25 protein-coding genes are annotated in these 22,958 nt (G+C 58.0%); 14 read left to right on the top strand and 11 right to left on the bottom strand.

Annotated elements, in window-relative coordinates; translation table 11 throughout:
• Positions 1–31 precede the first annotated feature (31 nt).
• On the top strand, positions 32–874 hold the full coding sequence (locus OHL16_RS19060; RefSeq protein WP_263368793.1) for a tyrosine-protein kinase domain-containing protein: 843 nt from the start codon (positions 32–34) through the stop codon (positions 872–874).
• A gap of 10 nt (positions 875–884) precedes the next feature.
• The gene (locus OHL16_RS19055; protein WP_263368792.1) at positions 885–1,106 is read left to right on the top strand and encodes a P-loop NTPase family protein; all 222 of its coding nucleotides are present in this window, start codon (positions 885–887) and stop codon (positions 1,104–1,106) included.
• 483 nt (positions 1,107–1,589) lie between these two features.
• Here the strand turns inward: OHL16_RS19055 and OHL16_RS19050 are convergent, their stop codons facing one another.
• The 3 genes from OHL16_RS19050 to OHL16_RS19040 form a co-directional block, all read right to left on the bottom strand.
• A complete protein-coding gene (locus OHL16_RS19050; protein ID WP_263368791.1) occupies positions 1,590–1,775 on the bottom strand; it encodes a hypothetical protein in 186 nt (61 codons plus the stop codon).
• A 424-nt stretch (positions 1,776–2,199) separates the two neighbouring features.
• On the bottom strand, positions 2,200–2,877 hold the full coding sequence (locus OHL16_RS19045; RefSeq protein WP_263368790.1) for a peroxiredoxin-like family protein: 678 nt from the start codon (positions 2,875–2,877) through the stop codon (positions 2,200–2,202).
• Positions 2,878–2,904: 27 nt separating this feature from the next.
• A complete protein-coding gene (locus OHL16_RS19040; protein WP_263368789.1) occupies positions 2,905–3,714 on the bottom strand; it encodes a dienelactone hydrolase family protein in 810 nt (269 codons plus the stop codon).
• Here OHL16_RS19040 and OHL16_RS19035 point away from each other — a divergent pair.
• Positions 3,713–4,105, top strand: coding sequence for a GNAT family N-acetyltransferase (locus OHL16_RS19035; protein WP_263368807.1), 393 nt, complete (start codon positions 3,713–3,715; stop codon positions 4,103–4,105). The genes OHL16_RS19040 and OHL16_RS19035 overlap by 2 nt on opposite strands.
• Positions 4,106–4,130: 25 nt before the next feature.
• Here OHL16_RS19035 and OHL16_RS19030 read toward each other — a convergent pair whose 3' ends face one another.
• Positions 4,131–4,814 carry a PEP-CTERM sorting domain-containing protein gene (locus OHL16_RS19030; protein ID WP_263368788.1) on the bottom strand — a complete coding sequence of 228 codons (684 nt, stop codon included), beginning with the start codon at positions 4,812–4,814 and terminating at the stop codon, positions 4,131–4,133.
• A 428-nt stretch (positions 4,815–5,242) separates the two neighbouring features.
• Here OHL16_RS19030 and OHL16_RS19025 point away from each other — a divergent pair, with 428 nt between their 5' ends.
• Positions 5,243–7,594 (top strand): putative bifunctional diguanylate cyclase/phosphodiesterase, encoded by a 2,352-nt coding sequence (locus OHL16_RS19025; RefSeq protein ID WP_263368787.1) that lies wholly within the window; start codon positions 5,243–5,245, stop codon positions 7,592–7,594.
• 60 nt (positions 7,595–7,654) lie between these two features.
• On the opposite strand, the gene OHL16_RS20425 is transcribed toward OHL16_RS19025, so the two are convergent.
• Positions 7,655–8,269: a J domain-containing protein gene (locus OHL16_RS20425; RefSeq protein ID WP_396127227.1), complete on the bottom strand. Its 615-nt coding sequence runs from the start codon at positions 8,267–8,269 to the stop codon at positions 7,655–7,657.
• An 83-nt stretch (positions 8,270–8,352) separates the two neighbouring features.
• The gene (locus OHL16_RS19020; protein ID WP_263368786.1) at positions 8,353–8,772 is read right to left on the bottom strand and encodes a group III truncated hemoglobin; all 420 of its coding nucleotides are present in this window, start codon (positions 8,770–8,772) and stop codon (positions 8,353–8,355) included.
• Between the two features lie 409 nt (positions 8,773–9,181).
• Between OHL16_RS19020 and OHL16_RS19015 the strand changes: the two genes are divergently transcribed.
• Positions 9,182–10,075: an OmpA family protein gene (locus tag OHL16_RS19015; RefSeq protein ID WP_263368806.1), complete on the top strand. Its 894-nt coding sequence runs from the start codon at positions 9,182–9,184 to the stop codon at positions 10,073–10,075.
• Between the two features lie 210 nt (positions 10,076–10,285).
• On the opposite strand, the gene OHL16_RS19010 is transcribed toward OHL16_RS19015, so the two are convergent.
• Positions 10,286–10,663, bottom strand: coding sequence for a hypothetical protein (locus tag OHL16_RS19010; protein ID WP_263368785.1), 378 nt, complete (start codon positions 10,661–10,663; stop codon positions 10,286–10,288).
• Positions 10,664–11,218: 555 nt separating this feature from the next.
• On the opposite strand from OHL16_RS19010, the gene OHL16_RS19005 reads away from it, so the two are divergent.
• The 8 genes from OHL16_RS19005 (at position 11,219) to OHL16_RS18970 (ending at position 19,026) form a co-directional block, all read left to right on the top strand.
• A complete protein-coding gene (locus OHL16_RS19005; protein ID WP_263368784.1) occupies positions 11,219–11,929 on the top strand; it encodes a hypothetical protein in 711 nt (236 codons plus the stop codon).
• Between the two features lie 8 nt (positions 11,930–11,937).
• Positions 11,938–12,198 (top strand): hypothetical protein, encoded by a 261-nt coding sequence (locus OHL16_RS19000; RefSeq protein ID WP_263368783.1) that lies wholly within the window; start codon positions 11,938–11,940, stop codon positions 12,196–12,198.
• A gap of 74 nt (positions 12,199–12,272) precedes the next feature.
• A complete protein-coding gene (locus OHL16_RS18995; RefSeq protein ID WP_263368782.1) occupies positions 12,273–12,566 on the top strand; it encodes a hypothetical protein in 294 nt (97 codons plus the stop codon).
• A gap of 294 nt (positions 12,567–12,860) precedes the next feature.
• Positions 12,861–13,934: an IS5 family transposase gene (locus tag OHL16_RS18990; protein WP_263368781.1), complete on the top strand. Its 1,074-nt coding sequence runs from the start codon at positions 12,861–12,863 to the stop codon at positions 13,932–13,934.
• A 1,284-nt stretch (positions 13,935–15,218) separates the two neighbouring features.
• Positions 15,219–16,577 (top strand): DUF7482 domain-containing protein, encoded by a 1,359-nt coding sequence (locus OHL16_RS18985; RefSeq protein WP_263368780.1) that lies wholly within the window; start codon positions 15,219–15,221, stop codon positions 16,575–16,577.
• 236 nt (positions 16,578–16,813) lie between these two features.
• The gene (locus OHL16_RS18980) at positions 16,814–17,572 is read left to right on the top strand and encodes a hypothetical protein (RefSeq protein WP_263368779.1); all 759 of its coding nucleotides are present in this window, start codon (positions 16,814–16,816) and stop codon (positions 17,570–17,572) included.
• Between the two features lie 193 nt (positions 17,573–17,765).
• Entirely contained in the window at positions 17,766–18,233 is a 468-nt protein-coding gene (locus OHL16_RS18975) for a carboxypeptidase regulatory-like domain-containing protein (protein WP_263368778.1), read from the top strand.
• Between the two features lie 220 nt (positions 18,234–18,453).
• Positions 18,454–19,026: a dihydrofolate reductase family protein gene (locus OHL16_RS18970; protein WP_263368777.1), complete on the top strand. Its 573-nt coding sequence runs from the start codon at positions 18,454–18,456 to the stop codon at positions 19,024–19,026.
• A 157-nt stretch (positions 19,027–19,183) separates the two neighbouring features.
• Here OHL16_RS18970 and OHL16_RS18965 read toward each other — a convergent pair whose 3' ends face one another.
• From OHL16_RS18965 to OHL16_RS18955, 3 genes are all read right to left on the bottom strand, one after another.
• Positions 19,184–19,444, bottom strand: a complete 261-nt coding sequence (locus OHL16_RS18965) for a hypothetical protein (protein ID WP_263368776.1) — start codon at positions 19,442–19,444, stop codon at positions 19,184–19,186.
• Between the two features lie 20 nt (positions 19,445–19,464).
• Positions 19,465–19,911, bottom strand: coding sequence for a restriction endonuclease (locus OHL16_RS18960; RefSeq protein ID WP_263368775.1), 447 nt, complete (start codon positions 19,909–19,911; stop codon positions 19,465–19,467).
• A gap of 152 nt (positions 19,912–20,063) precedes the next feature.
• Positions 20,064–20,663, bottom strand: coding sequence for a PH domain-containing protein (locus OHL16_RS18955; RefSeq protein ID WP_263368774.1), 600 nt, complete (start codon positions 20,661–20,663; stop codon positions 20,064–20,066).
• Positions 20,664–20,887: 224 nt separating this feature from the next.
• Here OHL16_RS18955 and OHL16_RS18950 point away from each other — a divergent pair, with 224 nt between their 5' ends.
• Entirely contained in the window at positions 20,888–21,412 is a 525-nt protein-coding gene (locus OHL16_RS18950) for a GIY-YIG nuclease family protein (RefSeq protein WP_263368773.1), read from the top strand.
• Between the two features lie 132 nt (positions 21,413–21,544).
• On the opposite strand, the gene ffh is transcribed toward OHL16_RS18950, so the two are convergent.
• On the bottom strand, positions 21,545–22,930 hold the full coding sequence (gene ffh / locus OHL16_RS18945) for a signal recognition particle protein (RefSeq protein ID WP_263368772.1): 1,386 nt from the start codon (positions 22,928–22,930) through the stop codon (positions 21,545–21,547).
• Between the last annotated feature and the right edge of the window lie 28 nt (positions 22,931–22,958).

Raw genomic sequence — 22,958 nt, 5'->3', positions numbered from 1 at the left:
GCAACTCCTGTACGCGTCCAACGAGGCGGGCGTGCAGGCGGCTCTGCTAAGCAGAGATGTAGAAGCCAGCAATGAGTTGTACAAGCAAGTGGTGAAAAGGCTGATGACAGGCGGAATTTTTGCCGGCATCAACGGACCTGATGTGACAGTCATCGATCCAGCTGCCGTTCCTGTTCAGAAGGCTGAGCCTCACGCGGCTCTTAACCTTCTCGGGGGAATCGTAATAAGTTCCCTGTTCGGGTTGGCGCTGTGTGGCTTGTTGGAGGGTTCCGATACCAGGATCGCGACGATGAACGTTGTGGCGGAACTCTGTCCGTTGGCCGGCGCCGGGATCATCCCCCGTCTGACGGACAAGAGAGTGTTCGGCAAGTCCTCGTCTCCTGGTGACACGAACAAGCTGAAGGGACTTGAAGCGCTGGATCGGCCGGAAAGTCCAACCGCAGACGCTTACAGGTCTCTTCGAACCGCACTGATCCATGCAGGTTCTGGAGTCTCGCCGAAGGTGGTCCTGATCACCAGTCCCTTATCCCGGGAAGGGAAGACGGCCGCCAGCGCCAATCTCGCAGTTGTCTTCGCTCAGATGAATCGACGTGTGCTTCTTGTAGATGCCGACCTGCGTCGAAGAAGTCTCAGCCGCACGTTCAACTCTCCTGGTACTGGAGGGCTCTCTGCCGCGCTCTCCGGAGAGGATCATCGTTCATATTGTCTTCCTCAGCCTCAGTTGCCGGGTCTTTACGTTCTTCCGGCCGGCGATGGGCGATTCAATCCACCCGACCTCTTCGATTCCCCGAGAATGCGCGAGTTGGTCGCGCAATGGAGCGAGGAGTATGACCACGTAATCGTCGATGCGCCCCAGGTGATCGGGCCTCAGTGATTCGGTCATCTTGTCCACAATGGTCGATACGGTGGTCCTGGTTGTGCGCGCGGGGCAAGGTCGCCGCAACAATATCAGCTCCGTGATCGAGATTCTCAATGGCGTTGGTGCGAATCTGAGGGGCGCGGTCGTCACGGACATGAGTGCAGGCGGCTTCCGTGCTGATGCGAACTCCAAGTCTGATCAACAGTTCAATGAGCAGGAGACGGAGTACGGCAATGTACCGGTATAGAACAATCTCCTATCTGCTGCTCTTGATATTCTGTTCCATGTCGCTCCTGGCGCAGACCCCTCAAACCTCTAGAGTGACCGAAGCTGTACCCCAACCGACGAGCCCGTCGGGAGTCAATGGTCTGCCAGACACCACCGTGGTCACGTCGGTGACTGGGGCACGAGCCATTCTTGGTCCGGGGGATCCTCGGCGCAGTATAGATGCCATCCGTCGAGATCGTGCCAGAGATCAAACTGCCGCCAACCGTCCCATTCACTGTCCATTGCCGGTTCGGACTAATTGCGCCGCCGCATGTGCTCGCTTTAAAAAACTGCGTGGCTCCCGCCACCACCGTCACATTTGCTGGCGCCACTTGAGCAATGCATGGCGCTACCGTGACCGTTGCGCTGGAAGTCTCGTTGGGATAGCCAATACTGGTCGCGATTACCTTCACTAATGTCGTTGCCAAAGGTCCAGCGGGTGCTGTGTAGAGACCAGTGGCACTTACGCTTCCCAGCGAAATCTCTCCCGCAGCATCGCTCCCGCCGCTAAGGCTCCATGAAACGCCACGCTTTTGCTGGCCACGAGCTGTTGACTGCCACCCTGCTGAAGCTCTACCTTGCCGGGGCTGACCGCGAGGGAAAATGGGTTGATTCCAGCTCCACATCCCGCGAGAGCAGCGAGGCCCATCAGAACTCCCAAGTCCAATAGGAGCGATCTTAGGCCGCAAGCTGCTGCCCGGGCTTCCCCGGATCGTGCTACCAGGACACACCCAGGCTGATGATCGCAAAGATCCACGTGACATCTCCGATCCGGAAGCGGATGGCGAGTCACGCGATCTTTAGCGGTCTCCTTGGCTTCCTGGCAGATTGATCGGCACTCATGCGGGCCTACATGAGAACGAGGAGTTTGCTATGCGGATGAGCGAGGGAATTGGAGGATCATGAGTCGCGGTGCGCACATGGAGTCAACCCGGACTCTCTCTCATAGGGGGTAGAGATCGGGGATGTCTCACGTTTCCGAACGATCAAGCAGGCCATCAGACTACTGTGGTTTCTGCAGAGATGAACGGAGCTCAGCCGACACTGAGGGTGCCGACGTTGGTTGATGCAGCCTAGCGATCAAGGGCGGCGAGTACGTCCGCAGGCTCAGGGCGCACGCGGAAGTCGGCGTTGGCCTGGGCGAAGGCGAGGGTGGAGTCCGGGCGAATGACGAAGACTCCGGGGAGAGGGAGGCGCCAGCTTGCTTCGGTGGCGGTGTGATAGCTGAGGCCGGCGTTGTTGAAGGGAATGTTGATGAGGATGGACTGGTAATAGCGGCGCTGCGGAGGAGCGACGCTGTAGGCGAGTCCGAATCGCGCGGCGAGTTCACACCCGGAGTCGGCGAGCAGGGGGAAGGGCAGCGCGTGCTGCTCGACGGTGAAGGCATTCTGGCGTGGAGTCTGCGGCGAGATGGCGACGAAGAGTACGTTGCGGCTGCGAAGCTCGGGGTAGAGATCTCGCCAGGCTTCGAGTTCGGTGACGCAGTAGGGACACCAGCGGCCGCGGAAGAAGCTGACGACGAGAGGGCCGAGAGCGAGCAGGTCAGAGGAGTGGACGACCTTGCCGCTGGCGTCTGGTAGAGAAAAAGAGGGAGCAGTAGCTCCGGACTTCAGGACACGGTCTTCGATTCCGGAGGCAAAGAGTTCGGCGGTTGCCTGCTCGGAGACGGCGAGGCGCTCGGCCTGGACGAGCTTGCGGGTATTCTGGGTGATCTGATCGAGCTGGTCCTGAAGAGAGGTGCCTTGTGTCATTGCCACCTCTCCATTATCGCTCAGGGCTTAGGGAACTGGGGGAATCTGACCGAGCAGACGAGTGAGACGGGCGAGGCCTTCGTCGCGGGCCTTTTTGTTGGCGGGGTTGGTGTTCGAGGGGTCTTCGCCGGCGCGCATGAAGCCGTGGCCGGCGTCGCCATAGGTGATTGGTTCGTAGGTCTTGTGGGCGGCCTTCATGGCAGTGACGGTTCCAGGGACGGTGGCTCCAATGCGGGCGTCGTTGCCGGCGTAGAAGCCGTAGACGGGAGCGGTGATGGTGGAGACATCAGACGGGGGCGGCCCGTAGAAGACGAAGGCTGCAGAGAGGTCGTGGCGATGCGTGGCGAAGGCGAAGGACTTTCCGCCTCCCCAGCAGAAGCCCGCGACGGCGAGCTTGCCATTGGCGGCGGGAATCTTTTTCGCATAGTCGGCGGCGGCGTCGAGGTCAGCGAGGACGGTTGCCGGGTCGAGGCCGGAGACGGCCTGGGTGGTGGCGTCCATGTTGGTGAAGGAGTCGGAGTTGCCGCCGTTGGGGCCGAAGCCAGAGAGAAGATCAGGAGCGACGACGATGTAGCCGGCAGCGGCGAGTTCGTCGGCCATCTCTTTAGCCCAATCACTAAGACCGAAGATTTCGTGGATGAGGATGACGGTGGGTACCTTGCGGCTTACCTCAGGGTAGACGACGAAAGCCTGGAGGGAGCGGCCGCCGTGCTTGAGAGTGACGTACTCGCGGTGGCGAGAAGAGGCGTCAAGGCGGGTCTTCGCCCAATCCTGCGCGTTGGCAGCGGAGGGAAGGGCGAGGAGCAGAGCGAGGAGAAGTGGCAGAGTGCGTCGCATGGGGGGAAGTCTAATCTGGCTCGGCTTCGCGGGCAAGAAGGCGGTGCGCTTTGCAGGGTTGGAGATCGGATGCATAGACTGTCGGTATGAGCTTCGTACTGCGGGCAGCGACGGAATCAGATGTGCCGTCGATTGTGGCGTTGCGGACGCGGCGAAGATACGGGCGATCTTTGTGCATCCGAAGTTTGCTCGCAGAGGGCTGGGGAGCCTGATTCTGGAAGCAGCGGAAGAGGCTGCGGCGAAGGAGGGCTTTCGGCGGCTGGAGATGGGAAGCACGTTGACGGGCGTGGCGTTGTATGCCCTAAAGGGCTATGAGGCAGTGGGTAGGACTGCAGTGCCGGTGGGGAGTGGGCTGGAGATTGAGGTGGTGCGGATGGTGAAGGAGCTTTAGTAGGTGAACGCGTTGCAGAAGCCGGCTATCGTGTCCACGTCCAGTAGCTGTAGCTGCGGTTCACCTTGCGACGCAGAGCGCCGAGCAAGAAGAGACCGCCGGTCCCCAGGAGTAGCCAGCTTGCGGGCTCGGGGATGGGGTTGGGGTCGGTGGTCTTGTCGTCCGCGTAGATGAGCTTGTTGTCGAGCCCGTCAATGTAGACGGAGTCGCCGTTGCTGTTGATGAAGCCGCCGTCGTAGGAGCCGCTACTAAGGAGAGAAAAGCTGTCGCCGGAGCCGGACCACACTCCACGGCTGCTGTCGTCCATGCCGCCGAAGATCTCGTGGCCGTTGTTGCAGCGGCCGGAGTAGATGTCGTAGTCGCCGCCCGGGCTGGTGGTGCAAGCGGTCCCGTTGTCGAGGATCAAGTCGGGGGCGGTGGTGGAAAAGACTGGGTTGACCTGGCCGACGTAGAAGGTTTCAAAGCACTGCGTGTTGGGCGAGACCGCGACTCCGTCGCAGGTGGGATTTGTGTGGGAGACGGTGTTGGTGACGTTGAGGACGAAGTCGCCGGTGGAGTCGATGCCGAGGAAACTCGCTCTCTGCGAGTAGGAGACAGTTGTGATCGTGAAGCTGTCAGCCAGCGCTGGGCGGGACGCTGCGGTCGAGAAGATGAGAAAGATGGCAGGAATCAGCACTGTGATCGAGGTATGGCGGCAGCAGGGAAGCATGAGGACTCCTCAAAGTCTGAACCTCGATCTTAGAAGGCCTTCGCGGCGCTGACTGTAGCTCGGAAGTGTTAAGCCGCCTGATACAACATTTGGGCTGCCCAAACCTCTAACCTATTGGCGAAAAGGCAGATAGATTCTGACCTCCGACGAGGATCAACGACCGGATGAGCGCATGCCCTACCTCTTGCGACTGACGTTTATTCCCCTTGGATGCCCGCCGTCTGTGTTCACCGGTGTCCAAGTGACGCCGCCTTCTTCAAAGGCCGGGGCGGATTTTTCTTTCGGGAGGGCCGCATTCTGTGGAGAATGGTTCGCACCTAATCATTGCGTTTGCTTGGTATCGGAGGAGCAGCCCGGCCTGATATGGTGTGGGACTCTATGGGGAGCGAGTTGGCGAAGATACTTGACGAACAGGAGAGCTTCACGGAGTGAGGACTGACCTGTTTCGTGCTGCGACATCAACGACGCTTCCACATGCTCTTCTAGTGACGGCTCTGCTGGCGATTTGGTGGAAGGGCACCAGGCAGAGATTCTTCCTCCTGCTCGGACTGGCTGAGTTTTCGGGGACGGCCGCGCTGTTATGTGCCTTTGCGTGGATCCACGAAGGATTGCTTCCAACGGTTTCAACGCAGCTACTGGTGACGTTGCTTTCTGCATCGAGCGGCTGCCTGTTTTACCTGGCCGCAGAGGATTTCGGAGAGGTAGATCCGAAACGTCAGTTTCACTGGACCATTTGGCTTATACCAGCGAGTCTGTCAGTGGGGCTGGTTCTGACGGGGAACTTTGACTCCAGTTTGCGGATCAACGCAGCAATGGGCGCATGCGGTTGCATCGCGCTGGGCTATCAGTTGATTCTGGCCACTGCTCTGGATCGTTTGGCTTCGATCTTTGTATGGCTGCGGGCAGCTCACTGGTTGCTGTATAGCGTTCAGGGGCCCTTTGCGAGCAAACCGAATACGCCGCTTCGCATCGAGCTTGGGTTTGGGTTCGCGATTCTGGTGGCAGGGGTGTTGAAGAGTTGGCGCAGCGTGGCCGCGATGCACTCGTGGGAGCTTAGGCTGCTGGGGGAAGACCGCCGGTTGTTTGAGCGATCGACACTGGCGCGAATCAAGGTGGACTCGGATTTTCGCGTGACTGGATGGAACCCCGCCGCAGAGGCCTTGTTCGGCTACGCGGGCGGGGAGGCGATAGGGTGCAGCATCTTCGACCTTATTGCTGCGCCGAATGAGCGGACTCAGACCAGGGTGGAGTGGGAGAGGGTCTTGTCAACGCACGAGGCAAAGTTCTCGACATGCGCGAACGTAACAAAGAGTGGAACGGTGCTGTATTGCGAGTGGCACCACGACATCCTGGTCGACGAGGCCACGGGACAGTTGAGCATGAACTCGATTGTTCGCGATGTGTCGGAGCAGCGCCAGGCAGAGGCAGAGGTCCGGTTCCTGGCGTATTACGACCGGCTGACACGACTGCCGAACCGGATGCAGTTTGAAGAGGTTTTGCGGAAGGTCCATCACGGAATGGCAGAGCGCCCGTTGAACTCTGTTGCAGGGATCTTTCTCATCGACATCAACTCCTTCAAGACGGTGAACGATACGTACGGGCGGCTGGCAGGCGACTGCTTTCTGGTTGAGGTCGTACGGAGAATTCAGCTTGTGCTGCACGAGGCAGAGACGCTGGCGCGGTTTGAGGGCGACGAATTTTCGGTGCTCGTCATTCTGGAGGGAGGGATCGAGGAGGCCGAGTCGTATGCGAAGGCGATCCATCGTGCGATGGAGGCGCCGGTGTCGTTTCTGGGGCATCAGCACACGGCGATGGTGAGCGTTGGCATAAGCTTTCTGGGTGGGCCGGAGACGCCGTGGCAGGTGTCGTTGCAGGAGGCCGACATCGCCTTGACAGCCGCCAAGAGGCAGGGAGTGCACAGCACGAAGATCTTCGAGGAAGGGATGCGCGAGGGACTGCTGCGGCGGGTGCAGCAGGAGAATGCGCTGCGCATGGCAATCTCGCGGGACGAGTTCCGGCTGGTGTTTCAGCCGCTGGTGGACCTGGAGACGCGGAAGGCGAGCGGAGTGGAGGCTCTGCTGCGATGGCATCCGGAGGGAGGCGCGGTGTCTCCGGACGAGTTTATCTCGGTCGCGGAGGAGTCCGAGCTGATCGTGGAGATTGGGGACTGGGTGCTGCGCAGCGCGATTGAGCAGGCGACGCGGTGGCGCTCCTCAGGGGTGGGGGAGATTGCGATTGGCGTGAATGTCGCGTCGAAGCAACTGCAGCTTCCGGACTTTGTGTTCAAGCTGCAGCGATGGCTGGCGAAGGCAGGATTGCCTCCAAAGACGATCCAGCTTGAGATTACGGAACGCACGCTGCTGACGCCTACTCCGCAGACGCTGGAGAACTTCGAGGCGCTGAAGCGGCTGGGGGTTTTGATCGCGCTGGATGACTTTGGAATCGGCTACTCAGCTTTGGCATATCTCGTGCGGTACCCCATTGACAAGATCAAGATCGATCGAATGTTTGTGCGCGAGATCGGAACGGGCAACGGGCAGGCGAAGCTCGCTGAGGCGATCCTTGGAATGGCCAGGCTGATGCAGGTGCGCGTGATCGCCGAGGGAGTGGAGACCGCCGAGCAGGCGAGGCACCTGCAGGAACGGGGATGCCATGAGGTCCAAGGGTTTCTCATCTCGCGGCCATTGCCGGCGGATGAGGTGGAGGCGGTTCTGCTGAAGCTGGCGGGCGGATTTGCTTGGGAGCCGATGGTGGTTGAGGCGGGGGGCTCAAGAGGATGAGGCCTTCCGTTCCTGGAAGTTGATCCTGCAGTGTCGGCTCCGATCGCGGAGGTCATCGAGTCAAGGGCCACCCTCATTGAGAGGGGAGCGGCTCGGGGCTGGGGAGGCGGATTTCTCCTGTTGATCAAGGTGCTGTTCGAGGCAGCGAACGTATGCGGCCGGCCCCCCTGAACGCTTCTTGCGAGAGCATATCGACTCGATGGTCGTGTGTCTGCGATCGGACGTCGCAGGATGGTTGCTGATGAGTTCTGGAACGTCGGCGGGTGGCTGTACGACGGCAGGAGCGGCGAGAGGTCGCGGCTGGGAGGTTGCAGGCGGGGGAGTTGAAGTGTGCGCGATCAGATACCGCAGGGTGGGATACCCGATCAGAAGAACGAGGAAGAGTCCGAGCAAGGGGTAGAGAAACGGGCCGAGGACAAGACGTGGAAAGGAGGCACGATAGGGAGGCCGGGTCTGCGCCTGATGTGGTGATGAACCGGCGCGGTCTGGTTGAGGGGGAGCACCCAGGGTCTCCGGCGGACTGTAGTCCTGGAGGGTGCTGTAGGCTTCGTTGAGCCTTGCGAGTTGGTCCTCCGCCCTCTTTCTGAGGCGAGGGTCGCTGTCGAAGCGGTCGGGGTGCCACACCTTGACGAGGTCCCGATAGGTCTCCTTGACCTGGGTGGGGGTGGCGTAGATTCCAGACCAAGGACTTCGAATGCTTCGCTGGCTAGCACGGTCGCTCCGGCGCGTGGAGGTTGAGATGTCTGTGCAGGTGGATTTTACACATCCATCTCATTCTTAGCCCCGTCCCTACCAATTTGGTGCAAAGTCTTAGAAGTAGAGACTCGGTGGGCGATGCCGGCCTTGAAGTTTTTGGCTATGCGGTGTGATTTGTCGACGACGTTGGCGGCGTGGGTGGGCGGGAGGACTTCGTTTGCGGTCTCGGCGAAGAGGGCGAGCCAGCGCTCGAAGTGCGGGGGATCGAGGGGGAGTTGAAGGTGCTTCATCATGGGGTCGCCTTTGTAGCGGCCGGTGGTGAGGAGGACGGTGGACCAGAAGTCTTTGAGCAAGGCGAGGTGGTGGGGCCAGTCGTCGATGATGGCGTTGAAGATGGGGCCGATGTCGGGGTCGAGACGAACCTTGGTATAGAAGGTGTCTACGAGATTGCTGATTTCGGATTCGGTGATCTTTGATTCCATGAGTTGCTCCTCTATCTCAGTTTAGCTTTTGGGAGCAGGGGAAGATTGTGGTTCGCGCTTTCGCGCGAATGCCCACTCATGCGATGAGACTGCATGAATGGGGCACCCAGTGTATCGGTGCCATTTTAAGTATGGGTCACCTGCCCGTCCTCGTTAACACCGATCGATTGGGATATCGGTTTTTTCATATGTGGGTCACCCGCCACGCGCCCGCCCGATGCAACCGTTTTCCCACCTAGGGATTTCCCTAATTGCGCTGCGTCAACTCGGGATTAAGCATATCCTGAACAGTTCTTACAGTGACAGTAATGTCGCTCGGCGGAGACTTCATCTGGGAATTCAATAACGAATAACGAGAAAAGGAAGAGAGGCGAGTATGAATTGCAATCGGAAAGTGATAGTGGCAGGCATGACCACCTTATTCCTGCTTTCTTCGGTAGCGGCTTTTGGCGACAACTTCAAAGGAATTATCAGTGGACGCACTGGAGAGACGTTAATCGTGAACGGCTCACAGTCGAAGTTCACTGTGGTTCTGGCGGACGACACGAGAGTTGTAGATAAGAGGGGCCTGTTCGGCTGGGGCAGGACGGAATTGACCATGTCAGTGCTGATGCCGGGACTTAAAATCTCAGTCGATGGAACGAGAGATACCGAGGGCCGGGTCCTGGCGAAGAAGATCACCGTCGACGGCGATGACCTCGAATCGGCCCAGATGATCGAGGCCGGTTTGCAGCCTACCTCAGATCAGGTTCTTGAACACGAGAAGGAGCTGCTGGAGCACCAGAAGGCTATCGGGGCAAACAAGGAGAACATCGCGGCCAACACAGCAGATATCGAAACCAATCAGCAGCAGATCGCGGCCCATAAACAGAGCATCGATCAGAATATGAGTGATATCCAGGCGAACTCGCAGCGCTTTACTACGCTGGCTGATTACGACGTGAAGGCCAACGCAACCGTGAAGTTCGCAACCGGTAGCAGCCAGATCTCGAAGGCGGACGTGGACCAACTCAAACAGTTGGCGGCAACGGCAAAGGGCATGACCGGATACATCATCGAGGTGACGGGTTATGCCGACTCGACCGGCAGCGCTGCGGTGAACACGAAACTGAGCGGGGACCGCGCTAAAGCTGTCATCACTGTGTTGCAGCAGCAGGGCGGCGTACCGATTCGGCATATCGTGGCGCCGGGCGCTATGGGAGAATACGGGGCAGCGGCACCGAACGAAACCAAGGCCGGGCGAGCCGAAAACCGTCGCGTTGAGGTTAAGGTCCTGGTCAACAAGGGTATTGCCGGTTCATAGGGACCATTCGGTCGAGGATCGCTTCGCCAGATGTGGGATTTATACCGGCTTTTATCCGGAGCTGCATCTGGCATGGTCTCGATGTTGCAACTCAAGCTGGTTGCCAAGCGTAACCTCACGACGCTCTGAGAGAGGCGTGGTTTGCTGTTGAGATTTGGGGCACCCGCAAATGAAAGAGCCCGGCCTGGACCGGGCTTTCGTCAAGGGGAATCAATTGCTGTCGGGTTCGGGTGGAGTCTGGGTTTGCTGCGTCTTCTGGGCGACGCGCAGGTTGGCGGAGGCGATCTGGAGGCAGTAGAGGAGCAGGCCGGCGCGGCGCGGGTCGATGTCGTTGGCGGCGATACGGATGAGGAGCTCGCCGAGGGACTCCTGGATGGCGTCGTGGCTGGTGGGGGTGAAGAGAGAGAAGGTGCTGCGGCGCGCGAGGCGCTCGTGTGGACGGACGACTGGGCGGCGGGAGTCGTGGTGGAAGTAACAGAACTGCTCGTCGCGCATGCGCGGGCTGCCGCAGCGGAAGCCGTCGGGGAAGATGTGGTGGCACTGGAAGTCGTTGTTCGGCTGATCGTCGTTGATGGTGGCTTCGTTCATGGGTGTACCCCCTTGTTTTTGTGCAAAATCTTCAAAATAGCGAATTTAGGTCTGGACCTCGGGCGCAATTGTGCTGCCAGATCCCCTGGTTTGCCGGGTTAAAACAAGAAGCCCCGGCGCGTGTGCCGGGGCTTCTTTATTGTACCTATTTCTATTATAGAGAATCGGGATAGGGAAACTGCCAGTTTGTAGAGATTTGTTTTTGGGCGGGAAGTGATTTGGATTGTTTCGGATGGGAAGTTAGAGGAGGGTTTTGCACAGGGTTGAGGGCTTGACAGGAATTTCGGGGGACCTCCATGAAGCTCTATGGATGGCCGCGGGACGTATGGCTGAAGTCCCGCTGTGCCTGAAGCGGTTCGCGCTTTCCGACCCCAGCCAGCAAGCTGGCCGGGGACCCGGTTTTCGCGCGAATGCCCACCTCTCAGAATCGAGATATGGGGCATCCGATTGGTGGCTAGATGGTCAGATGTGGGCCACCCGTCCTAGCATGTGAACGGTGTTCACATTTGGGAATGGCAACTGAGGCAGGTGAAGCGACTTTTTCAAGGAGGCTAGATGACGAATCGGACGATTGGAGCGATGGTATCTGGCGTGGTGTATGGTGTGGCTCTTCTCGGTGCGGCTGGGGTGGGGTGGGCGCAGGAAGCGAAGGCGCCTTATCCGGCGATGGCCCCGGTCCCGCAGTACCGTATGGCGAGCGCGGCGGAGGAGGCCGCGCTGGCGCGCAGCGCGGGGCCTGAGTCCGTGAGCCGCGAGGCGGAGGTGCTGGTGCTCGGGGAGCACGGCTACGAGACGGCGGCGAAGGGGACGAATGGCTTCGTATGCCTGGTCGTGCGCATGTGGGCGGCCAATTTCGACGACCCGCAGTTCTGGAACCCGAAGGTGCGTGCGCCGCACTGCTTCAATGCCGTCGCGGCGCGGTCGGTGCTGCCGGCGTACCTGAAGCGGACGGAGTTGGTGCTGGCCGGGCTGACGAAGGACCAGGTGGAGGAGCGGATGAAGGAGGCGGTGGCGAAGAAGGTCTTCGGGGCGCCGGACCCGGGGTCGATGTGCTACATGATGTCGAAGCAGGGCTACCTGAACGACACGGATGGCCATTGGCATCCGCACCTGATGTTCTTCCTTCCGCCCACGGGGGCGGCGAGCTGGGGCGCGAACCTCAAGGGCTCGCCGGTCTTCGCCGCGCAAGGGGACCCCGAGCCGGTGACTACGTTCTTTGTTCCGGTGACGAGGTGGTCGGATGGGACGATGGAGGAGATGAAGTGACGCCTCGAATGCCCACATCTCAGAGTCGAGATATAGGGCAGACAGTGGTTGCGCGTCCCGTATCGCGGATCCTTGGCCGAGGCGGCCTGGTGGATCGCTACTTCTACTTCTTCCTTTCGCTGGTTGTGGCAGGAATTGTAGTGGCCGGTTTCAGCAGGACAGCCGATCAGAATCTGTTTCATGCCGCTCCGCCGAGGCCAGTGCTGGTCACTCTGGGAGCGGTGATTGCCGTGGTGATGGGGCGGTTCGATGCTTTGCAGCTTCATTAGCCCGATCCCGCATTTCTCAGCGTGCCGTTTTTCGACATGGCGGCGTTCGGCACGCTGGTTGGGCTTGCGATCGTATGGCGTGGCAAGCCGGAGATGCACCGGCGCTTCCTGGGCTGGCCACGTGCGGCCTGCCCGATGCAGCTTTCGGCCGCTTCGATTATCTGTTCAACCACAGTCTCTTCTTTGTTTGCGTGGATGCGGTGATGCTGCTTTGCGTCGCGCGCGACCTTCTTGTGGATCGGCGTGTGCACAAGATTTATTTGTATGCAATCCCAGCGTTGGTGATTGGGCAGAACCTGGCGATCTATCTCTGGCGCGGCGCGCCTGGGTGGTGGCTCTCGACTTGTAAAGAGACTCTTGGCGTGTGACTGCCGGGGCCCTTAAGCAAGGCGGTTCGCGCTTTGCGCGAATGCCCCACTCATGCGATGAAACCGCATGAATGGGGCACTCAATGTGTTGGTATTGATGTATGGGCCACCCGCCCATGGATGATTCGGCCGGCTGGGAGGGGAAGGCGATATCTGGTCGCTTCGTCCTTCGGACTTCGCGACGGCCTTCGGCAGAGCGGAGGCGCCTCGTCCGAGGCGCGGTTACGGCACGGCTTTCGAGGCTGTTGAAAAACTCATTGAGTTTTAAACAGAGAGATTTGATAAGAAGAGGAGATGCGAGGGGACGATCTACAGCAAGGGGCAGTATTCAGCTATATCAGTGCGGAGCAGCGCGTACCGGCGGACCATCCGTTGCGGGCGATCCGGGGGATGACGGACGAGGCGCTGGCTGAGTTGTCGGCGCACTTGGACACGCTGTATGCGGCTGGTGGGCGTCCATCGATCGCTCCGGAGAAGTTGGTGCGTGCGCTGCTGCTGCAGGCGCTGTACTCGGTGCGGAGCGAGCGGCAGTTGATGGAACAACTGGACTATAACCTGCTGTTCCGCTGGTTCGTGGGCCTGAACATGGACGACGCCATCTGGGATGTGACCGTGTTCACCAAGAATCGGGAGCGGTTGATGAAGGGTGAGGTGGCGGAGCGGCTGCTGCTGGCCATCGTCGAACAGGCGCATGCCCACCGGCTGTTGAGCGAAGAACACTTCACCGTGGACGGCACGCTGATCCAGGCCTGGGTGAGCCGGCGCAGCTTCCGCGAGAAGCAGGACCCGCCCGATCGCGGCACGGGAGCACGCGGTCGCAAGCTGCTGCGCGACACCCATGAGTCCACCACCGATCGGGAGGCACGGCTGTACCGCAAGAGTTCCTCCGGGGCGGTGGTGCCAAGTTATCTGGGCCATGTGCTGACGGAGAACCGCAACGGTCTGGTGGTCCAGGCGCTGGCCACGCAGTCCAGCACCACCGCCGAGCGCGAGGCTGCGCTCAGGATGATCGACCGCGACCGGCAACGAACGAAGATGGCGACGGAGATCACGCTGGGCGCCGACAAGAGCTATCAGCACGAGTCGTTCGTCGCGCAGTTACGCGCCCGGCGCGTGGTGCCGCACGTTGCGGAGTACGCACCCAATCCGAAGTGGCCCAACTCCCTCACCACAGCCGAACGCTCGAGCGACGGCTTCCGGCTCAGCCAGCAGAAGCGCAAGCTGGTGGAGAAGGTCTTCGCCTGGGCCAAGCTGGACCGCGCGCTGCGCCAGGTCAAGCTGCGCGGTCTCCCCCGCGTCAACTGGCTGGTCCAGATCGTCTCCGCCGCGCACAACCTAAGGAGGATGCAGATGCTACTCGCAGTGTAGTACCGAGGGATACGTGTCTCTGGAGGCGGGAAAACGCCCTCCGGAAGACAAAATCCATGAGGCCACGACTTCAATCGGCACCAAAAAACGGGACACATCCAATCACATCCAAAAATCAGTCCGTTTTTCCGCAGCCTCTGAAGCCGTGCCCTTAAGCAAGGCGGTTCGCGCTCTCGCTCGAATGCCCACATCTGGCGATGAAGCCGCCAGGTATGGGGCACGCAACTGTGGCAGGTTTGGTCAGATGTGGGCCACCCAGCCCCACCCACTGTTGGATCTGGGTGAATCTGTTGGTTTAGTTCGTCTTCTCCTCAAGAAGATTGGCGAACTTTTTCCAGGACATTTTGTAGTCGTTTGTCGAATTTCCTTTTGGCCACCACTGTACACTTCCACGGCCCATAATCAGGGTGCCGAGGAGCTGTTTGCCACTACGCACCTCAAATTGGAGTGAGTTACTACTACTTCTTTTTGTCAGTTCGACTGTTGAAGCCTGTGTGACGATCACGGTGGTTCGCGCTTTCCTTTTCTTCATCCGGTGTCCTTTAGTATGCATCTAGCTTCGCTGGGAGAATAACATCGGTTTCTCGTCCCGTTTTGAATAATTTGCCTGTGGGAATTTCTGACGACCTAATATTCGTTGCCTGCGAAAAAAGCTAGAATCCCGGCATGCATCTACGAATCGATAACCCAAATGTCTTGGACGAGTACGGAAATAATGCAGCGATTCGATGCCCTTCATGCAGCGGAGTCTTCGTGTTCTCAAAGCATCTAAACAAAGCGAGCGGGCGAGAATGTCCGCACTGTCACAAATCGAGAGCAACAGTCAGTCACGGGGACCTCAAAATTGATTTGCTCTCATGCGATACGACCGCGTGAATGGAGCACATATTTGTCGGAGAGATTTGATATATGGGCCACCCGCCCGAATGGCCCACATCTGGCGATGAGGCCGCCAGATATGGGGCACCCGATTGTAGTAACTCGGTCAGATGTTGGCCACTCGTCCTGCCCGTCCTTCCTGTTCTCCGTGATGTCTATTGATTGATACATCGACGTCCATCGAAATTTTATTTTCGATACCTGTGACCGACAAGCGTTGTCTGCAATCAGACGTGTGCGCAAAAGGAGAAAAAGTGTCAGTGACTGACCTGGTGTTCGCAAATCGGGACAGAGGGACGTCGCTTTCTTTTTTTCGACCTTAGGCGTTCGTCCTTCATCTTTGAGGTGCCTCAAATGTTCGTAGTGCCCCGTCTGTCAAGCAGACATCGTAATGCAACTGGAAGAGTGTCAGCGACCCCCTTCTACGCCTCCCCTAAACTCCTCGCCGTCAGCGCTCTCCTTGCGGGAAACGCTTTCAGCATGTTCGCTCAGGCTCCCGCGCCTGCCCAGCCGCAGTTGTCCGCTGAAACGTTGGCGATACATGCGAAGGTTAAGCGCGCCACCGCAACGTCAGTTTCAACGACGGGCAGCGCGGTCTCAACCGCAGGCGTGTCTTCGGGATTTAATTCCGATCAGGGCCCCGGGCCGGGCCCTGTTGGCCCTGGGCCTGGTTGCAATCTGTTTCCTGCGCCTCCGTCCGTGGGCTCAAGTGTTGGACTTTCGTACTTTGGGCCTTCTCCTTCAACGACGAATCCCAGCCTTGTTGGCCCTGTGCAGTTGCTGAATACGGGGGCGGTGGACGCTACACATGGCACGATCACGATTCCCCTGTATAAGGGAACTCTTAAGGGAACAAAAAAGAACGTGTGGTACATCCTGACCGATGTCTCGAATCAGGCGGTCGCTCAAGAGCTGGGGCTGAACTTTTCTGCGAAGCTGGGCTTCGCGGCGAATGCTGCGAGAACAGGCAATCTGGACAGCAATGGCAACATTGTGTTCGACGCGGGGACCGTGGATTTTTCGGCGCAACGCAACGTTGTGCCCGGACCTGCAGGCCAGGAGTTCCCTCCCGTTTCGTTCCAGCCTGGTGCAATTGGAGACAAGAACTATAGTCCGTACGTCACCATTACCAATGCCGGCGGTGTTATCTACAATGCACCCATCGTCGCCTTCGACGTTGATGCAAGCCAGATTAACTTCCCGACGGGGAATGTCGACTACTCGAAGGTTCATGATCAGGTGGTCGCCATTGATCCCATCAACATGACTGTCACCTTGAACCTGATCAACGGCTTTAGCTTTGGCCGACCAGTCTGGTACCTCTCGATGGATGCCAGCAACCAGATCGCAGCTTCGATCGAGCACAACACGTATGCTCCACTGATGAACAATCTGGTACTGGGCCACGACGACAGTTTCGCCAGCCCGGTTGAGCGCATCTTCATTGCTACCAATGGTCCAGAGTCTGGAGGTTGCGACAATCCATTACGTCAGGGTCTCTCGGCGGATCTTGCCGATGGCCATCGTCCCAACAATGTTCTGGGCGGCGTACCGACGATTGCGCTTGATTACAGCCCGGCGTGGGACGCTCAACTGTATGAGTGGACCAGCGACGCGATCAACAGGAACTTTCGCGGTCAACTTCGTGAGGAGTTCCAGATTCTCACGTTCGTGGACGATGGTTTGATCACTGGACCAGGGGGAGCGAAGTTCGGTAGCTCAGGCTTCTCGATCAACTGCCCCATCGTTCAGCGGCTCGATTAAGCGACTGTTGTGCTGCATTTGTCTGGCCGCAATTCATGCGATTGCGGCCAGCTTTTGTTTTAACGACTGACTATGTATGTCCCACTCATGCGGTGAGACTGCATGAATGGGGCACCCAAAGTATCAGCTCTATTTCATGTGTGGGGCCACCCGACCGTGATAGAGTATCTCAACTTCTTCAGGCCTCTCATGCGCACTTCCTCCCCTCGACCTGAGGTAAGCATTTGGAGGGTCTGATGGCCCCAGCCAGTCAGTCCGCGGTTGCGCACCCGGTTTCACGGAGACTTTCACAGATCATCGGCCGAGGCGGCCTGGTGGATCGCTACTTCTACTTCTTCCTTTCGCTGGTTGTGGCAGGCATTGTGGTGGCCGGTTTCAGCAGGACGGTCGACCGCTTTCTGATTCATGCCGCTCCGCCGAGGCCGGTGCTCTTGTGGATTCACGGTGCTGCATTTTCCGGGTGGGTGGTTTTCTTTATCCTGCAATCAGCGCTGGTGCGCGTGCGGAAGGTGCGTGTGCACCGGACGCTGGGATGGTTTGGGGCTGTTCTTGGGGCCATGATGGTCACGCTGGGGTCGGTGATTGCCGTGGTGATGGGGCGGTTCGATGCTTTGCAGCTTCATCAGCCCGATCCCGCATTTCTCAGCGTGCCGTTTTTCGACATGGCGGCGTTCGGCACGCTGGTTGGGCTTGCGATCGTATGGCGCGGCAAGCCGGACTTGCACCGGCGCTTCCTGGTGCTGGCCACGTGCGGCCTGCTCGATGCAGCTTTCGGCCGCTTCGATTATCTGTTCAACCACAGTCTCTTCTTTGTTTGCGTGGATGCGGTGATGCTGCTTGGCGTCGCGCGCGACCTTCTTGTGGATCGACGTGTGCACAAGATTTATTTGTATGCGATCCCAGCGTTGGTGATTGGGCAGAACCTGGCGATCTATCTCTGGCGCGGCGCGCCTGGGTGGTGGCTCTCGACTTGTAAAGAGACTCTTGGCGTGTGACGGTTCGCGGTTTGCGCGAACCCACATCTCAGAATCGAGGTGTAGGGCAACCCGATTTTGTGGCGTCACTTGAGATGTGGGCCACCCGCCAAGCTGGTCAGACTCGAGTACTGAAATTCTCTCTTGCATTGGTTCGACGGTGTAGTACATTGCTCTGACGCAATCAAACCAACTCAACTGGAGTACTCACCGCGTGACTTTTTCTGCCCCAGAACTCAAAGCTGTTGCCGAAATCTTTGCGATAGCCGTGAAATCCCAACTTGGTATGTTCGGTTTCTTAGTCCTGCTTTTCTCTGGAATAACCCTCAAGTTCTTTGGGAAGGCTAATGAAAAACTCAGGATCGTGGTGTGGTTTGCATTATTCGCCGGACTGTTGTCCTTCGGGTTTTCACTTGGCCAGACCTCAGAGTTGAATACGCAACACATTTTTGCGTATGTTCTCGGTCCGGATATGAAGCCTCTCTATGGAGCGCATGTTTCAGCTGCCAGAGCGGCTGCGCCTACAACGACCGACAGTCACGGTGTATTTCACTTATACGTCCGATCGAAACCTGGCGACCCGGTTCGAGTAAGAGTCGAAGCTGATGGATACAAGCCCGTCGAAGAGACGTTTACTCCTCCAGTAGCGGGAACTACGGCGGATATCATACTCGTCAAGTAAGATGCTTTGCTCAATAACAGGTTCGCACTTACCGCGCCAAGAACTCATTTATGCGCATGGGCCACGCGCCGAATTCCCACTCATGCGATGAGGCCGCATGAATGTGGCACCCGATTTGTGGTGGTGCGGTCAGATGTGGGCCACCCGTCCCACCCGGCCCATGGGCATCTGGCTGTGGTAGGTTTGGTCGGATGTGGGTCATCTAGGCCGAGGAGGAACGATGTCAGGCAGCGAAGGAGATGCTAAAGGACAAAGTGTAACTTTGCACGTGGTTTCCAGTCTGGATGGTTTCATCGCGAAGAAGGACAACAGTGTTGGCTGGCTGGATGGCCCTGGAGGCGTCTACGAGGCCGGGGTTTCCATCTCGGAAGAGGAGGCTGCGGCCTTCGTTAAAACGATCGACTGTTATGTGATGGGTTCCCGCACGTATGAACACGCGCTTGAGCTGGGCTGGCCGTATGGCGATACTCCGGTGGTCGTGGTGACCGGCAGAGAATGGCCACCGGCGAGGGAGAGCGTCGAATTCTATTCGGGCGATCTCAAGGTGTTGGTTGATGAGAGGCTCAAGCCTCGATATCGGAATATCTGGCTGGTGGGCGGGGCGATGTTGTGCCAGCGTTTTCTCGAACTTGGGTTGGTGGACGAGATCAGGTTGATGATCGCGCCTGTGTTGTTGGGTGAAGGGCTGCGATTGTTCGATGGTTCGGTGAGGGAGGAGAGGTGGAGTTTGAAGAACGTGGTGGGTTATAAGAACGGCTTTGTTGAGCTGTTGTACTCGGCCTCTGGTGGGTGACGGAAGCTGAAACACCCCGGGAAGCGGTTCGCGCTTTCGCGCGAATGTCCCACATCTGGCGATGAGGCCCGCCAGATATGGGGCACCCAATTGTGCAGGTTTGATCAGATGTGGGCCACCCAGTCCACCCGCCCGTTCATATTCGAACTCTGTACTACTAGGTATCAAGCATGTCCCAGTCATCCCCTAGGACCCAACGAAGCGCTGATAACTTGCCACTCAGCATGCCCCATTCAAAGTCGTTCCACGGACCGAGGTTCTCTTTACCAAATCGTTCCTCAACTTCTTTTTTCGCCTTAAGCATTCCCTGTACAATTTCTTCTGGAGCGCCATTGGATCGATAAAATTCTGCTGTCCCTTTTCGACCGTACCAGACCTTTAAATAGAACTCTTCTTCGGCTTTAAGTATCTTTTTCACATCTCGAATTGAGGCCGTAGTCAGATTGAATTTTCGTTGAAGACTAGTTTTTTGGCGAGCATTCGAGTAAGTTGCGGTTTCTCCCAGACTCTGATTTTGAATGCGGGCCGGTTATTCCTTTTGAAAGTCTCCAAATAGTCTTTAGCTGGATTACTTAGATAGTTTGAAACCACAAATAGAGCGACGTCTGGACGTTCGGCTTCAGCCCAAGCAAGCAAATTTTGTAGTTCTTTCGGGGGAACGCCTTTTCGGTAATGTTTGCAATCGACAAACCAACGTTCAAAGTGCTGGCTTCCGTCGGGTTCCATCCGGAGATGGTCACATACAATATCGCGTCCACTATCTGATGGACTGCTAAGTAGCCCTGTTCCTTTTCGCCAATCAATATTGACAAAGTCCATGGTGTGAAGAAGGTCATAGGCCAGCTCTTCGAATTGCGTTGGAGTCAAGGAATCAAAGGAGGTCATACTTAGATTCTGCTTCTCTCTAAGGGCTAAATGAAAGCAAAATAGGGCTAAATGAAAGCAAAATAGCGACTACCGGCCGAATTTTGTCGTCCTTGCATTTGGGACGTGAGGCGTAGCTGCATCTTGATGCCTCCGCCTGAGCCCATCGTCGCCTAAGCGCTAACGAATGTTGTTAAGCCGCGCCTAGTGCGTTCGCGAAGCTGGCATTCGCGCAAAGTGTTTGCCAGGTTTTCCAGATCCGGGATGGCGTAGATAAAAAAGTTTTCGAACTCTTTATCTGAAGAGAACAGGTGCAGAGAGGCTTGGCGGAGCAACCGCTTTCCAATAGGTTTTCGTAACTCCAGGTGGTCGATCCGAAACAACTCCAGACTCTCCTGAACCTTGGAAAGCAGCCCACGCTCCAACTTGATTCGCTGCGTGGTGATTGTGTAGTGAATGCTCAAGCTTCTCAGGTAGTAACGGAGATAAACGATGGCGCATGCGACCGGAAAGCCAATCAGCACATATAAGATGGTGCGTGTAGAACCTATGCTGTACGCGATTGCAACTGCAATGACGATCAGGACCAGGAATGGAACGATTTGGCCGACGCTGTAAATGACCGCTGGATGGCCAGTAAACAGTGGTTGTTCTATTTCAAATTCTTTCATCGCGGAGAATACGGCTAGATCAGTGTTGCAGAAGCGGCATTTGATCGCCACGATCTTGATCGTTTCTCCGCAGACCGGGCAAGGCTTGTTATCTGCGTCCATCGATTTGATCCTTTCGAAGTAGAAATCATAATAGATGGATATAGATCGGTCGAATACCAAATAAGTGTCAGCTGATCTGCTAAGTTTGACTAGTCAAACACTATCTCCCGAAGCGCTGGCGACCTTGCATTTGGGACATTAGGCGTTGCTGCATCTTGATGCTTCCGCCTGATTCTGTAGCAACCGCAAAAGCAACCGCAGGTCCTTCGACTGCGCAGTCCACCATGAAGCCCGTGGACTGCTTCGCTCAGGATGACACTTCTGTGTGGCTGGCCTACGAAAAAGCAACGGCAACCGCAGGTCCTTCGACTGCGCTGCTCGCAAAGTGCGCGAGCCGCTTCGCTCAGGATGACACGGTTTGGGTGGCTTCGGGGATTGACGGAACTATTGATGGAACTGGGGAGGTGTTTGTTCTATATGCTGGCTTGATGAGGGAGAGGATTTACTACACCTACATTGTGGCTAGCCGAAGTCATAACTTTTATGTGGGGATGACGAGCGAGATTGAGATTCGGGTTCAGCAGCACAAGGAAGGTCGATTTGAGGGGTACTCGAAGAAGTACAACTGCAATCGTTTGGTTTGGCTTGAGCGGTATTCCGATGTTCATCGAGCGATCGCTCGGGAGAAGCAACTGAAGGGATGGTCCCGGGCTAAGAAGATTTGGTTGATCGAGCGGGAGAATCCGGCTTGGGTGGATTTGAGCGAGGAGTGGGGTACGCCGGTCAAGATGTTTGGGGATGCTTCTTGAGTTAGAGGCAACTGCAAGAGCAAATGCAACCGCAGGTCCTTCGACTACGCAGCTCGCAACATGCGCGAGCTGCTTCGCTCAGGATGACACGGTTTGGGTGGGTTAAGAAAAGGAAGGGTCGATAAGCAATGACTATCGTCCGAATTTTGGGCGGCCTTGCATTTGGCTCATCAGGCGTTGCTGGGCCTTGATGCCTCCGCCTGAGCCCATGGTCTTGAACATCTTGCGCATCTGGGCGTACTGGCGGAGGAGGTTGTTGACTTCCTGCACCGTGGTTCCTGAGCCGTGGGCTATGCGCTTGCGGCGGCTGCCGTTGATGATCTCGTGGTCGGCGCGCTCCTTTTTGGTCATCGAGTTGATGATGGATTCGACGCGGGTGAACTGGCCCTCGTCGACGTTGTCGATGGCCTGCGACATGCCAGCGAATGGGCCGACGGAGGGGAGCATCTTGAGGATGGACTTCATGGAGCCCATCTTTTTGATCTGACGGAGCTGGTCGCGGAAGTCTTCGAGGGAGAAGCCGTCGCCGGAGAGGGCCTTTTTGGCGAACTGCTCGGCTTTGCCGCGGTCAAGGCGCTCTTCGGCGCGCTCGAGGAGGGTGGCGATGTCGCCGTGGCCCATGATGCGGGAGACGATGCGGTCGGGGTGGAAGGGCTCGAAGGCGTCGGGCTTTTCGCCGGTTCCGAGGAACTTGATGGGGGCTCCGGTGACGTGGCGGATGGAGAGGGCAGCGCCGCCGCGGGCGTCGCCGTCCATCTTGGTGAGGATGGCTCCGGTGATGGCGAGGCGGTCGTTGAAGGCCTTGGCGGAGTTGACGGCGTCCTGGCCGGTCATGGCGTCGGCGACGAAGAGGATCTCGGAGGGGGAGAGGAGCTTTTTGAGGGCGGCCATCTCGTCCATGAGCTCGGCGTCGATGTGGTTGCGGCCGGCGGTGTCGACGATGAGCATGTCGCAGCCGAAGTTGGCGGCCTCGCGCTTTGCTTCCTTGGAGAGGCGGAGGACGGCGTCGCTGCCGGGGTCGGCTTCGGTGATCTTGCCTTCGTAGAGATTGGCGTTGATGGAGCGCGCGACGATGGCGAGCTGTTCGCGCGCGGCGGGGCGGTAGACGTCCACCGAGACGAGCATGGGGCGGTGGCCGGCCTTCTTGAGCCACTGGGCTAGCTTGCCGGAGGTGGTCGTTTTGCCGGAGCCCTGGAGGCCGGCCATGAGGATGACCGACGGGGGCTGCGAGGCTTTTTGGAAGCGGGCGGTGTCGCGGCCGAGGACGTTGACGAGCTCGTCGTGGACGATCTTGACGATCTGCTCTGAGGGTGACAACGCGGTTGTCACCTGGGTTCCCATGGCGCGGGTGCGGATGTGCTCGACGAGCTCGTTGACGACGGCGAGGTTCACGTCGGATTCGAGGAGGGCGAGGCGGATCTCGCGCAGAGCGTCGGAGATGTTCTCCTCGGTGATGGTGCCCTGGCCGCGGAGGTTCTTAAAGGAGCGCTGGAGTTTTTCGGAGAGATTCTCGAACATGCTCTTTTAAGTTTATCAGCGCGGAGGA

Source organism: Edaphobacter bradus (assembly GCF_025685645.1).
GTDB classification, from domain to species: domain Bacteria; phylum Acidobacteriota; class Terriglobia; order Terriglobales; family Acidobacteriaceae; genus Edaphobacter; species Edaphobacter bradus.
The sequence above is the reverse complement of the archived record's forward strand: the minus strand, read 5'-3'. Positions and strand labels throughout refer to the sequence as shown.